Source organism: Flavobacterium soyae, from assembly GCF_045348165.1.
Classification (GTDB): Bacteria; Bacteroidota; Bacteroidia; order Flavobacteriales; family Flavobacteriaceae; genus Flavobacterium; species Flavobacterium soyae.
In genome coordinates this window covers 5,288,815-5,301,919 of the sequence record NZ_CP150845.1, presented here as the reverse complement: position 1 = coordinate 5,301,919, position 13,105 = coordinate 5,288,815, and the positions used below count along the sequence as shown (strand labels likewise).

At 33.4% G+C, this 13,105-nt stretch carries 11 protein-coding genes; 4 read left to right on the top strand and 7 right to left on the bottom strand.

The genetic code is table 11. From position 1 onward, the window contains the following. Positions 1-26 precede the first annotated feature (26 nt). From AABD74_RS21940 to AABD74_RS21930, 3 genes are all read right to left on the bottom strand, one after another. A complete protein-coding gene (locus AABD74_RS21940; RefSeq protein WP_232678845.1) occupies positions 27-818 on the bottom strand; it encodes an arginase family protein in 792 nt (263 codons plus the stop codon). A gap of 77 nt (positions 819-895) precedes the next feature. Then, positions 896-2,242 carry an adenylosuccinate lyase gene (gene purB, locus AABD74_RS21935; RefSeq protein WP_232678846.1) on the bottom strand — a complete coding sequence of 449 codons (1,347 nt, stop codon included), beginning with the start codon at positions 2,240-2,242 and terminating at the stop codon, positions 896-898. 189 nt (positions 2,243-2,431) lie between these two features. Further along, complete coding sequence (locus tag AABD74_RS21930) at positions 2,432-3,121, bottom strand: NAD-dependent deacylase (protein WP_232678848.1); 690 nt, start codon at positions 3,119-3,121, stop codon at positions 2,432-2,434. Between the two features lie 1,140 nt (positions 3,122-4,261). Between AABD74_RS21930 and cysC the strand changes: the two genes are divergently transcribed. The 4 genes from cysC to AABD74_RS21910 all read left to right on the top strand — a co-directional run bounded on the left by cysC (position 4,262) and on the right by AABD74_RS21910 (position 7,296). Beyond that, the gene (gene cysC, locus AABD74_RS21925) at positions 4,262-4,795 is read left to right on the top strand and encodes an adenylyl-sulfate kinase (RefSeq protein ID WP_232678850.1); all 534 of its coding nucleotides are present in this window, start codon (positions 4,262-4,264) and stop codon (positions 4,793-4,795) included. Positions 4,796-4,911: 116 nt separating this feature from the next. Next, positions 4,912-5,595 carry an aspartyl/asparaginyl beta-hydroxylase domain-containing protein gene (locus tag AABD74_RS21920; protein ID WP_232678852.1) on the top strand — a complete coding sequence of 228 codons (684 nt, stop codon included), beginning with the start codon at positions 4,912-4,914 and terminating at the stop codon, positions 5,593-5,595. 8 nt (positions 5,596-5,603) lie between these two features. Next, positions 5,604-6,572 carry a sulfotransferase family protein gene (locus tag AABD74_RS21915; RefSeq protein ID WP_232678854.1) on the top strand — a complete coding sequence of 323 codons (969 nt, stop codon included), beginning with the start codon at positions 5,604-5,606 and terminating at the stop codon, positions 6,570-6,572. A 61-nt stretch (positions 6,573-6,633) separates the two neighbouring features. Then, positions 6,634-7,296 carry a TrmH family RNA methyltransferase gene (locus tag AABD74_RS21910; RefSeq protein ID WP_406844294.1) on the top strand — a complete coding sequence of 221 codons (663 nt, stop codon included), beginning with the start codon at positions 6,634-6,636 and terminating at the stop codon, positions 7,294-7,296. 151 nt (positions 7,297-7,447) lie between these two features. Here AABD74_RS21910 and AABD74_RS21905 read toward each other — a convergent pair whose 3' ends face one another. The 4 genes from AABD74_RS21905 to AABD74_RS21890 all read right to left on the bottom strand — a co-directional run bounded on the left by AABD74_RS21905 (position 7,448) and on the right by AABD74_RS21890 (position 13,020). Beyond that, the gene (locus tag AABD74_RS21905) at positions 7,448-8,350 is read right to left on the bottom strand and encodes a YARHG domain-containing protein (protein WP_406844293.1); all 903 of its coding nucleotides are present in this window, start codon (positions 8,348-8,350) and stop codon (positions 7,448-7,450) included. Beyond that, entirely contained in the window at positions 8,347-8,982 is a 636-nt protein-coding gene (locus AABD74_RS21900) for a DUF2306 domain-containing protein (protein ID WP_406844292.1), read from the bottom strand. Before AABD74_RS21900 ends, AABD74_RS21905 begins: the two co-directional genes overlap by 4 nt. A 122-nt stretch (positions 8,983-9,104) precedes the next feature. Beyond that, positions 9,105-10,700 (bottom strand): PepSY domain-containing protein, encoded by a 1,596-nt coding sequence (locus AABD74_RS21895; RefSeq protein WP_406844291.1) that lies wholly within the window; start codon positions 10,698-10,700, stop codon positions 9,105-9,107. Between the two features lie 160 nt (positions 10,701-10,860). Then, positions 10,861-13,020 carry a TonB-dependent receptor gene (locus tag AABD74_RS21890; protein WP_406844290.1) on the bottom strand — a complete coding sequence of 720 codons (2,160 nt, stop codon included), beginning with the start codon at positions 13,018-13,020 and terminating at the stop codon, positions 10,861-10,863. Positions 13,021-13,105: the final 85 nt, after the last annotated feature.

Genomic DNA, 13,105 nt, shown 5'->3' with positions numbered 1-13,105 from the left:
CTATTTGTAATTTTGATTTTTATACTCTAAATTATTATTTGTTCAAGAATTTTTCTGATGGGTTCAAGCTGTTCTAATTTTGCAGCTTTAGATTCGGTAATACATATCCCGACTACATTTGATTTTTGTTTGATTTCTGTGATTAGATCATTAACTTCATTTATTTTAAATCCATTACTTGTTGGAAACATTGTATATTTAAACTCTGATTCGTCTAAAACATCTAAATCGAGGTGAATATATACGTTGTTAAAAGACTTGATTGTATTTTCTAAATCTGAATAATCACATCTTAAAACAGATTTGATATTATTTGAGGCTATATACTCTATTTCTGGATTGTCTAAATCTCTTAACCCGACAAAGCCTATTTGTTGTGGTTTAATGGTCGAGAAAAGAAGTTTTTTTATATTTTCATTTCCCTCACCAAGAAGTGTTCTCAAAGGCATTCCATGAAATGTTTTACTTGGGGAACTTTCCGGGGTATTCAAATCAGCATGTGCATCAATCCAAATTACACATAAATCATTGTTGTAAATTTTGTTTAAATAAGAAATAGGAATAATTTCAATTCCGCAATCTCCTCCAATAGTTGCAATTTTTTTTAATTTACGTTCTGCAATTTCATTTTTGAAGAATTCAGTTTGTTTTAAAATAGAATTATAAGCTATAATATTATGATGTGTTTCTAAATCTTTTTCATAAAGAGAAATTTCTTTGAATTTATAATCTTTAAAAAATAACTTTAAGGTTTCCGCTCCGGCTTTTAATTCATTCGTTATTCCGGAACCTTGCCATTGAGGGTTTATAAAGAGCATAATATTTAAAAATTTTGTAAATAAAAAAGCTATCCCGATAAAGATAGCTTTTTTTGACAAAATATTTTAGGTTTTCTTTAAATTCCTGTGTAATTGCTGGGAGTTATCTGCATTAATTCTGCCCGAACAGCATCAGAAACTTCTAAAGAAGCAATAAAATTATGAATCGCATTTTTATCAATAGCTTCATTAGTTCTTGTTAAACCTTTTAATGCTTCATACGGATTTGGATAGGCTTCGCGGCGTAAAATGGTTTGAATTGCCTCAGCCACAACTGCCCAGTTTTTCTCTAAATCTTCGGCAAATTTGCTTTCGTTCAACAATAATTTGTTCAAACCTTTAAGAGTAGCTTCAAAAGCAATAATTGTATGTCCAACAGGAACACCAATATTTCTTAAAACGGTACTGTCTGTTAAATCACGCTGTAATCTTGAGATTGGAAGTTTTGCCGCTAAATGCTCAAAAACAGCATTGGCGATTCCTAAGTTTCCTTCAGAATTTTCAAAATCAATTGGGTTTACTTTATGCGGCATTGCCGATGAACCAATTTCACCCGCTTTGATTTTTTGTTTAAAATAATCCATTGAAACATACGTCCAGATATCACGGTCTAAATCGATAATGATATTGTTGATTCTTTTTAAACCATCAAAAAATGCAGCAAAATGATCGTAATGCTCAATTTGGGTTGTAGGGAAAGAATGGTGTAAACCTAAACCTGTTTCAACAAATTTAGTTCCAAATTGTTTCCAGTCAATCTGCGGATACGCTGCATGGTGTGCATTGTAATTTCCTGTTGCCCCGCCAAATTTAGCCGCAAACGGAATATTGAACAATAAACGCATCTGCTCTTCAAGACGCTCTACAAAAACAAGGATTTCTTTTCCTAAACGAGTAGGAGAAGCCGGCTGTCCGTGCGTGCGAGCCAGCATTGGAATAGCGGCCCATTCAACACTTAATTCTTTTAATTTAGAAATTAAAGCAATTAAAGAGGGCATATATACCTGCTCAAAAGCTTCTTTTGTAGAAAGCGGAATCGCAGTATTGTTAATATCCTGAGATGTTAATCCGAAGTGAATGAACTCTTTGTATTGAGATAAACCTAATTTTTCAAAAGCATCTTTAATAAAATATTCAACGGCTTTTACGTCGTGGTTGGTTACTTTTTCTGTTTCTTTAATCCAAAGCGCATCTTCAGTAGAGAAATTTTTGTAGATATTTCTTAAGCTGTCAAATAAACCTGAATTTACGCCAGAAAGCTGAGGTAAAGGAATTTCGCATAAAGCGATGAAATATTCAATTTCAACCAGTACACGGTATTTTATTAAAGCTTCTTCAGAAAAGAAAGGTGCTAAATTTTGAGTTTTATTTCTATATCTTCCGTCAATTGGCGATATAGCATTCAATTCGTTTAGAGTAGTCATTGTTATGTTGTTTTTCGAAAGGTGCAAATATAAACAGAATTTGCGGATTTAAAGTAATCACAAAGTCAATTGAAGGTATTTTAAAAGGGCAAAACACGAATTTCACGAATTGTCACTAATTTTTTAATTTACGGATAGTAAATAAATTTAAAAAAATAATCTTCGTGCCAATTCGTGAAATTAGTGTTTTTAAATCGATTTTAATTTTTCTCTTAAATCTGCAACTCCTTCAGTTGCCGTTTTGGCAATCACTTCAACTTTGTTTCGAATATTGGGAATTGAAATGGGTTTTGGGTCAATATAAAAAACCGGTGTGGTACCCGGGGCATAAGAAATTAAACCTGCCGCAGGATACACCTGCAATGAAGTTCCTATTACTGCAAAATAATCTGCTGTTTCGGTTATATCAATTGCTTCTTCCAATGCAGGAACTTCTTCGCCAAACCACACAATATGCGGTCGCAGCTGGTGTCCGTTTTCATCTAAATCTCCGGTAAGTAAATCGTCTGACCAGTCTAGAATTAAGTCACGATTTCTGGTGCTTCTCACTTTTAATAATTCTCCATGTAAATGCAAAACTTTTGTGCTCCCGGCACGTTCGTGTAAATCGTCGACATTTTGAGTGATAATATAAACGTCGAAGTCTTTTTCTAATTCGGCTAAAATTTGATGTCCTAAATTTGGCTGTACTTCTTTTAACTGCTGACGTCTTTTGTTGTAAAAATCCAGAACTAAATTCTGGTTTTTATGCCAGCCTTCGGGAGTTGCAACTTCCATTACATTGTGACCTTCCCATAAACCATCGCTGTCACGAAATGTTTTAATACCACTTTCGGCACTAATTCCGGCGCCGGTTAAAACAACAAGTTTCTTTTTCATTTTAAATTTATTAAAAGATAAAAATAATGATTTATGCGAATTAAGAGTTGGGCTGTAGGTACTAAATATAGGTAGAAAACAAGAATTGTAATAAAATTTAGCGTGCCGCAGGTACGCAATAGCTGTCATTTTGTAGCGTACCTACGGCACGCCACCGAATACCAAACGTTATGGCTACCGATATTATGTGCCTATCGGCACGTTTGTTTTAATTGAAAATAGTGATTTTCAAGAATTAAGTTGAAATTTTACTTTGTGCCGTTAGGCACATAATATCGGTAGAAAAAAAAGTTTAAATTGATTTAGCGTGCCGCAGGTACACAATAGCTGTCATTTTGTAGCGTACCTACGGCACGCCACCGAATACCAAACGTTATGGCTACCGATATTATGTGCCTATCGGCACGTTTGTTTTAATTGAAAATAGTGATTTTCAAGAATTAAGTTGAAATTTTACTTTGTGCCGTTAGGCACATAATATCGGTAGAAAAAAAAGTTTAAATTGATTTAGCGTGCCGCAGGTACACAATAGCTGTCATTTTGTAGCGTACCTACGGCACGCCAATGGATACCAAACGTTATGGCTGCCGATATTATGTGCCTATCGGCACGTTTGTTTTAATTGAAAATAGTGATTTTCAAGAATTAAGTTGAAATTTTACTTTGTGCCGTTAGGCACATAATATCGGTAGAAAAAATAGTTTAAATTGATTTAGTGTGCCGTAGGTACGTAATAGATATTGTTCTGTTGCGTACCTACGGCACGCCAACGGATACCAAACGTTATGGCTGCCGATATTATGTGCCTATCGGCACGTTTGTTTTAATTGAAAATAGTGATTTTCAAGAATTAAGTTGAAATTTTACTTTGTGCCGTTAGGCACATAATATCGGTAGAAAAAATAGTTTAAATTGATTTATCGTGCCGTAGGTACGCAATAGATATCGTTATGTTGTGTACCTACGGCACGCCACCGAATACCGAATTCTAAATATCTACCGATATTATGTGCCTAATGGTGCATTTTAATTTTCTATTTTTAATATTTTTGAGAGACAATAAAACCGTAATTATACTTATTGTTTTGACTTTGCAGATTATTTAGTTTTAATACCTCATAAAAAACAAAGAAATTCTAAATGATTTTAATTCAGTTTACAGGATTATCAGGTTCGGGAAAAACGACATTGGCTCAAAATGTTCAGCATTTATTAATCGAAAACGGTTATAAGGCTGAAATTGTTGACGGCGATGTGTACCGAAAAACAATTTGTAAAGATCTAGGATTTTCTAAAGAAGACCGCTGCGAGAATGTGAGGCGTCTTTTTAATGTAGCACGAAATTTTGTTGCAGAAGATACGATTACTTTAATGTCTGTAATAAATCCGTATGAAAGCCTGCGAAATGAATTAAGAACACACGAATTTGTACGAACTGTTTTTTTAGACTGCTCGATAAATAATTTGATTAAAAGAGATCCGAAAGGTTTGTATAAAAAAGCATTACTGCCGGAAGATGACCTTAATAGAATTAAAAATTTTACGGGAATAAGTGATGTTTTTGAAACTCCCGCAAAGGCAGATTTAGTTTTAAAAACCGATTTAGAAACGGTTTCTTTTTCAACAAATAAGCTTTACGACTTTATTATTGATAATTTAAAGGAGGAAGTTTGATTAAAAAAACAAATTCCTGAATTTGTAAAATTTTGCTTATTTATTTGATGATTGGGTTTGTGTATTTTATATATTTACAAGACTAAAACAAATCTCAAATTTAATCTTTTAAGCTCATGAATCCTTCGTCAAGCAAACTCCCTATTACCTTTTCGATTGAAAAACTACAGCAAGAACTTACAATTTGCGAAAATGATTTATGGACACCGCATTTTAATACAAATCGGTATGAAGGTAACTGGACAAGTGTTTCTTTACGATCGCAATCGGGTTTGGTAAATGATATTACCTCTTTTTCAAATAAAGAATATAAAAATACACCGCTGCTGGACCGCTGTCATTATTTTAAAGAAATTATGGACTGGTTTCAATGCGAAAAAGAAGCCGTGCGATTACTTCGGTTAGGGCCTCAAAGCGAAATAAAAGAACATACAGATAATGATACTTCTTATGAAGACGGTTTTTTTAGGATTCATGTACCTATAATAACAAATCAGGAAGTCTTTTTTTATGTAGATAAAAAATTGGTACCTATGAAAATGGGAGAGTGCTGGTATGCTAATTTTCAGCTTCCGCATAGTGTTGAAAATAAAAGCGCCGAACCGCGAATTCATCTCACCCTTGACTGTATACGGAATGACTGGTCTGATAAATTATTTGCAGAAATGGGTTTTGATATTCATGCTTCTTCAAATAAAAATGGATATTCTGATGAGATAAAACAGCAGATTATTGCCGAGCTTTTGCGGAACCCATCAGAAATGACAGCGAAAATTATAGCAGACCTTCAATCAAAATAAAATCAGCAATGGAAAATATACATCACCCTCTTTCTAATTGGATTCCTTATAAGTTAATTGAGAAAAATAATGAAATTTATTTTGAATGGATTTATCTGGGGGACTTAAAATATAGTGATCCTTTTTTTGATGAAACAATTTCAAAATGCAGAAGCCACGCTCATAATTCACATTTATTTAAAGTAGTCAGCACTGTAGAAAATCTTGTAGAATGGTCTGAAGAATTAGCCTCGGTCGATTTAAAATCTTTAGTATTTCATGTATCCAGATGCGGTTCTACAATGCTGAGTCAGTCTTTGGCCGCATCAACTGAAAATATTATGGTTTCTGAAGCGCCAATTGTTGATGAAATTTTACGAAGTAATTTGTTTGGTTTAGATAAAAAGACAGCACTTTTAAAAGCTGTGATTAAATTATTAGGGCAGAAAAGATTTCCGGAACAAAAGAATTTAATTTTAAAACTTGATGCCTGGCATATTTTTGATGCGGGTTATTTAAGATCTGTTTTTCCTGAAATACCTTTTGCACTGCTTTACAGAAACCCAACAGAAGTTTTAAAATCACATCAAAAAAAGATGGGAATGCATATGGTCCCAAATCTGCTGCCTCCGAGTGTTTTTGGAATTACGGCTCAGGAAATTAATCAAATAAGTTTTCAGCAATATGGGGCTTTGGTTTTAGAGAAATATTTTGAAGGTTTTCTGAGTTTTTATGAAACAGATCAGAATGTTACGGCTCTTTATTATAACGACGGAATGAAACAGGTTGTAGAAAAATTTATTTCGTTTATTAATGTGAGTTATGCTTATGCCGAACTTGATAAAATGTTTGAGCGTCTAAATGCCCATTCTAAAAACGAAAATGAAGTTTTTAATGGCGATTTTTTTAAAGAAGAACCATTAGAAATAAATTTTACAACGCTTAATATACTGCACGAAAAATTAAACAACACGTTTCTCGAACATCAGGAACACTGAAAATAGAGTTGAATTTTCTTTCTGTCTATTTATATGTATTTTTGTGCCAAATACAAACAAAATGATTGATTTAGATTACCTGGCATTTCTCGAAAATATATTGACAGACAACCGAAAAGAGAAATTTTTAAAAGTATTAGAAAACCGAACTAAACATTTTACTATTGCAGTCGAAGATGTTTTTCAAATGCATAACACGAGTGCCGTAATGCGCAGCTGTGAAGTTTTTGGAATTCAGGAACTTAATATTATCGAACAGCGTTTTGGTAAAAGAATAGATAAAGAAATTGCTTTGGGTGCACAAAAATGGGTAGATATTAACCGTTTTGATACTGTCGAGGGCTGCGTTTCATCTTTAAGAAATAAAGGATACCAAATCATTGCGACAACACCGCATGAAAATGACTGTATGATTCAGGATTTTGATATTTCTAAACCAAGTGCTTTATTCTTTGGAACTGAAAAAGATGGTCTTTCGCCGGAAATTTTAGAAAAAGCAGATGGGTTTTTAAAAATCCCAATGGTAGGTTTTACAGAAAGTTTAAATATTTCTGTTTCTGCAGCCATCATCATTCAAAATCTTACTAACAGACTACGAAATTCAGATATTGACTGGCATTTATCTGATGAAGAAATAATGGAAAAACGTTTGGTCTGGGCTAAAAATTCAATTAAAGATATTAAGAGAATTGAAGCACGTTATTATCAGGAAAATCCGAAATAGCGATTTCCTGCAAGGTTTCCAAAACCTTGTAGGTATTTAAGAAAAATTTTTCGCCGCGAATTCACGAATTTTTATACAAATACATTCGTAAATTCGCGGCGAAAAAAAACTTAGTATCTCAGCAGCTTAGAATCTCAGCACCTAAAAAAAATCACCTTCCAAAAGAATCATAATTATCTTCGGCGTATTTTTCAAAACGTTTTAGTAATGCAATATTCTCTTTTTCTACAGAAGTTAATTGATCGTCAACATTAGTCGAAATCGGAATATACCATTCAACATCATCAAAAAACTGACGTACTGTTTTCGTTTTAAAAGAAAATCCGTGTCGGGCAAAAATGGTATTTCTAAGAATTTCTAAATCTATCTTTTTTAAGTTTTTAATATCAGATTCTTTTAATTTCTGTGTAGAAGAATTGATTTTTAAAATGCTTTCAGAAGCCATTCTGTATACATTTTCAAAATAGGTTTCGGTTTTTGTTGTGTCTTTTGTTTCTTCACCTTCATTCTCTTCTTCATAAGTTACTTCCTCTTCTTTTGGATTTTCATAATCAACATACATATTGTTATCCGGCAGCATTACTGTAGGATTGTATTTGAACTGTTTTTTAGTTAGTTCAAATTTTCTTTTGCGGACTTCTTTTTTAGGGTTATTTGCTGTCCATGTTCCTTTTAAAAGGGTATCATTTTGTATTTCGAAAGTAAAAACACCATCGTTTTTATCATCACCCGGTTCTTTCAGCGTAAAAGAAATAGTATTTCCTGTTCTTTTCATTGTACCTGAAAGTGGTCTGTTATTACCAGCAACAATACTTTGTCCCGTAACTTCTGTTTCGGTAATTTTTTTGATAACAATATTGATCCTATTGCTATATCTTTCTTTTTCCGGCTGGGTTGTGTCACGTTCTGCAACAACAAAATCGCCAACCCATGAACCGTATAAATCAGTTCGGATTTCTTCGGGCATTTTGTTATTACTGATTTGTGGTTGTTTTTCTTTAGAATTACACGAAAAAAACAAGGCAGCTAAAAATAAATAAAGGATGTTTTTCATTTTTTTGATTGATGATAAAGATAATATTCGATGATTAATAAATTCGGAATCCAGCCTAACCAGGCTATAATTTGGTATAAATCCATTGGTGCAGGGTGAAACAAATATACAAGAATCACCTTCCAGAAACGTAAGGTAACGGCAGAAAATGTTAAAGCAAAACTTCGAAGCATAAATGCCTTGTGCTGTGCAATCTTTTTGTTTTTAATGAACAGAAAACCTTTTAAAGTAAAGTAAAACCATAAAACGGATAAAGTGATAAAAGATATTTTAGAATAAAATCCGCCATTAGCAAAAAAGCCAATAAATAACCCCGAAGGCGCGCTTAAAAACAGAATTACTAAAACATATAGTTTTCCGAGATTTCGATGCAGAACAGGATATTTCTTTAAAAGCGTATTGTTAAACTGAAAAAATCCCGAAAATAAAACAAAAATTGCCGAATAGACATGAATATAAAAAAAGGTAACGTAATAGGGAATTTCAGAAACTTCCGTTTGTTTGATCTGGAGAAAAGCAGCGTCGTTTTTTAACGGAATGTACTGCAAAGTAAGCTTCAGCATTAAAATAAAGAAATAACTAAAACAGATTGCCCAAATTAGTAATAACGAAAACTGAATCTTTTTTCTCAATTCTTTATTGTAAAAGGTTTATTAGTTACCAAATATAAAAAATCCCCAGCCACTTTTGGTAGTTGGGGAGAGTTTTCGCGGCAAAAAAAAAACTTAGTATCTCAGCAACTTAGAATCTTTTTTTACTTTTTCAAGAATAAGATAAAACCTAAAATGCTGACAATTAAAATACTCAATGCAGCTAAAACTGTGGCCAGATCGCGAATGTTTTTTCCTGCCCAATCCATGAATAAAAATTTATGGAATATGGCAAATGAATAGCCTTCAACCTTATCAGCATTTTTAACTACAGCAGCTAATCTCGAAGTTGAAGTTTCGATAAAATACGTTGTTTTTTCAGGAGTGTCGTATGCTAATTTTACAACAGGCAGACGTTTGTTTACAAAACCATATTCTCTGTTTTCAAAATCAGTTAAAACTTTTGACTCTAATAATTTTACGTTTTCTATTGATTCTTCCGGTTCATCAGAAGTTTCGATCATTTCACAGCAAGCCGCTTGTGGAGCCCCGCCCGTAAAATAGTAAGCCAGATATTCGGCATAATGAAGATCAACATTTGGTACAACTTTGTTGGTCGCAGCATTAATGTATATCACTTCCGATTTTTGATCTTTCTTTTTATTCCATTTTGAATTAGAATCTACTTTTGAAGTTTTGAATTTACTTTTTTCAAGCAATTGACAACGGAAATAAGTCGTATCGTTTAAAGTAATAATACTTGTATTTTGAAAACGGGCCCAGTCTAAATCTAATGTATTACTGGCCAGCGGAATTTCTTTAGTTACAAATGTTGGTTCATAAACCATTTGAGATAAAGTATAGGGTGCCCATTTAGTTATGGCATGATATGCACCGCTAAAAGCAAAAGTCAAAGTGAAAAGCGAAACCCAAACCCCAATTTGGCGATGGTATTTTCTAAGCCCTTTTTTAGGAGCCGAATTATCTGTTTTTTTGAATTGTTTCCACAATAAACCGTAAATCAAGATGCCGCTTAAAGCAGAAAGTCCAATAATTGATAATAAGAAAATCATGGTAATGATTCGGATACTATTGTTAGATATCGCATCTATAAACGACCAGTTATGAAAAGTATCAAAAAACCAGATAAAAGCCTGTCTTGAAGTTGGATTGTAAGTAGCCAGTTTGCTGGAAGAGGTTTCAACATAAACTTCCATAGCGTCAGGACGGTCAAAAGTCAGTTTGTAAACCGGTAAATAACGATTTACATATTTGTATTGCGACGTAAATTCGGTTACCACTTCGCTCTTTTTTACGACATTTTTTTGATCATCGAGAAAATAGCGAGAAAGCCATTCGGCATATTTTTGATCTCCGTCTTCCAGTTTTTTTCCGTTTGAAGCATCATAATACCACAATTCACCAAAAATGGTTTTTACCTGATAATAAGTAGTATTATTGAAAGTGACAATTCGGAAATTCTTGAATTGAGTGATTTCGTTTTTTTGAAGAACTTCCTGAATAGACAATTTCAGCTGGCTTTTGTCGATTATTTGCTGTTCCAGTTTTTCGTGTGCAATTTCAGGTTTGAAAAAATGCGCCATAAAAGGGTGCATCAAACCAGACAGTGTCCAGAAAATAACAGGAACAATGGTAATTAAGCCAATAACACGATGCCATTTGTACATGTGCTGCTTGATTTTTTTTACGATTTTAGAATCTTTCTTTTTAGAAGATTTTTTCTTGATTTCTTTACTCATAATTGAGTTGTTTTTGTTTTTATTTTTTTTGCCACAGATTACACAGATTAAAATGTTTTTTTTTATTAAATGATTTATGAATTTTGATTTCTTAGGGAAAATTTAAAACTCTTTTTTAATCCCTTTAATCCCTTTAATCCTTTTAATCTGTGGCAAAAACTTATTTTTTTAATGAAAAATTGTACTGAATTCCAAATACAAATGTTCTTGGAGCTGCCGCCGTATATGTTGGCTGTGCGTTTGTGGTATTGGCTCTTGAAACATTGTAAGCGTATAATTTATCAGTCAGGTTCATTACGTTTCCATATACTTCAATGCCTTTCCATTGATAACCAACTCTTGTATTAAAAATATTGTAACCGTCGTATTTTACCGTATTGATCTGATCTTGGTAATAACTTCCCACAAGCTGCCATTCGATAGAAGTTCTTAAATTAGGAAGCCAGTCTGGATAATAACTTACCTCTGAATTTCCAGACCATTTTGGGGCAGCCGGCATTTCTTTTCCATTTAAATCCTGAACAGGATCACTTGGTTTGTCCGAAAGTTTAAAATCGATATACGTATGCTGTGCGTAAGTTCCACCCAAGCGAATATTAAATTGCTGTGAAGGACGATATGAAGCTCCAAATTCAATTCCTTTATGACGCGTTTCTCCTGCCGAACGATAATCTGTTGAGTTATCAGGAAGTTTAATGCTTAACAGCTCGTTTTTACCTTCCATATAATAAAAGGCGTAATCAAAATTTAATTTATTTTGAAAGAAAGAAAACCATCCGCCAACTTCATAATTATCAAAAGTTGCAGGTTCTAAGTTGTAATAAAAAGCAGCCGGAACACCTGTTGTTCCTCCGGTTCCCGGTTTAGTTCTAAAAATTGATGTAATTCCCGGAGGCGCAAAACCTTGAGAATAATTACCATAAAAACCTGCAAACTCAACCGGATTAAAATTTGCACCTACTTTAAAAGTGAATTTATCGTAGACTTTACTTCCTGTAGATTTGTCTAAAGCATTATCATAGTCTACTTTCATGTTGTCGTATCGACCGCCAACGGTAAATATTAATTGTTCAAGTGGATTAATGCTCAATTGCGCATATCCTGCAGAGTTGAAAATATCTGCCGTATAATCTGCTAATTTTGAATCTGGATGTTCAGCAATTATTTCATAAGAATCAACGGTTTGTTTACCAGCTTCTCCCGGATTTAAGTTGGCTTTTAAATCAATTATATAAGACCAATACGTAACTGGAGAATAGTCGTATAAAGCACCAGCCACAAGTTTTGTATTTAGAAAATCAAATTTTTGAGTATGCTGGGCAATTGCTCCGTAACTTTTAAAATTATTTGAGTTTACTTCCCCTTTAGCAGTTGTAGGATTTACAGTCGGGCTCCATTTAATTCCGTAAGAAGGATTCTGGCCTAACTTATTGTCACGTAAATAAGCTGTAATATAACTGCTTGAATTGCTGTTCCAATCGTGTTCTAGTGTTAAGCGGGTTCTTAAAGCATCCGATTTTCTATAGGTGAAATTAGAAGTGCTTTTGTATGTTCTGTTATTGAAAGCATCTTCGTTAACCGTTCCGCTCATATCCGAATAATATTTTCCATACATCGTATTACTTATTAATCGGGTAGAAGGAGAGATGTTATAATCGATTCTCGCATTCAGATTATCTTTGTTATAATCAGAATAAGTCATCCATCCGTTTTCCTGCAAACTTGAAATTCCGGCAATATGAAAACCAACTTTTCCTACGGGTGCACCTCCGGCAGCCTGAAATCTTCTGTATCCATAATTATCTGCCTGAACTCCAAATTTAAACACTGGATCAACAGGTGGTTTTATCGAAATTAAATTGATTGTTCCACCCACAGCCTCAGGGCCGTATAAAGAAGAAACCGGACCTTTTACAACTTCAATACTCTGCAGGTTATATTGATTAATTTCTAATAAAGCATTGTGGTTAAAAATTCCCATTGGACGAATTGGCAAGCCGTCTTCTAAATATAAATAATAAGCATTAGTTGTCATTGGCTGACGAATAGACATCATGTGCTGTTCGTTTCCTAAGTTAACCATTAAAACTCCCGGCGTTTTGTTTATTATTTCATAAACAGCAGCTGCCTTGGTTTCGTTAATAGTTTTAGCTGTTAATTTGCTAATGGCAACAGGAGTTTCCTTGCGTTTAGCAGCAGTTCTGTTGGCAGTTATAAAAACATTTTCAAGCTCTTGAGATTTTGTTGTGTCTTTTTCTACCTTGTTCTGCGCAAAGACAAATTGTCCTATAAAGAATAGGATAATGTATATTTTTTTCATTTTAAATTTATATAAATTTTAAAGTAACGTGTGCTTTTCCTGACTTTACGACAAGAAAAAATCTTTTCAAAAACTATTGAAAAGC

Bases quoted from the DNA above. Each gene is read 5' to 3' on its own strand.
- AABD74_RS21940 (WP_232678845.1), bottom strand. From the start codon at position 818: ATGCTCTTTATAAACCCTCAATGGCAAGGTTCCGGAATAACGAATGAA.
- purB (WP_232678846.1), bottom strand. From the start codon at position 2,242: ATGACTACTCTAAACGAATTGAATGCTATATCGCCAATTGACGGAAGA.
- AABD74_RS21930 (WP_232678848.1), bottom strand. From the start codon at position 3,121: ATGAAAAAGAAACTTGTTGTTTTAACCGGCGCCGGAATTAGTGCCGAA.
- cysC (WP_232678850.1), top strand. From the start codon at position 4,262: ATGATTTTAATTCAGTTTACAGGATTATCAGGTTCGGGAAAAACGACA.
- AABD74_RS21920 (WP_232678852.1), top strand. From the start codon at position 4,912: ATGAATCCTTCGTCAAGCAAACTCCCTATTACCTTTTCGATTGAAAAA.
- AABD74_RS21915 (WP_232678854.1), top strand. From the start codon at position 5,604: ATGGAAAATATACATCACCCTCTTTCTAATTGGATTCCTTATAAGTTA.
- AABD74_RS21910 (WP_406844294.1), top strand. From the start codon at position 6,634: ATGATTGATTTAGATTACCTGGCATTTCTCGAAAATATATTGACAGAC.
- AABD74_RS21905 (WP_406844293.1), bottom strand. From the start codon at position 8,350: ATGAAAAACATCCTTTATTTATTTTTAGCTGCCTTGTTTTTTTCGTGT.
- AABD74_RS21895 (WP_406844291.1), bottom strand. From the start codon at position 10,700: ATGAGTAAAGAAATCAAGAAAAAATCTTCTAAAAAGAAAGATTCTAAA.
- AABD74_RS21890 (WP_406844290.1), bottom strand. From the start codon at position 13,020: ATGAAAAAAATATACATTATCCTATTCTTTATAGGACAATTTGTCTTT.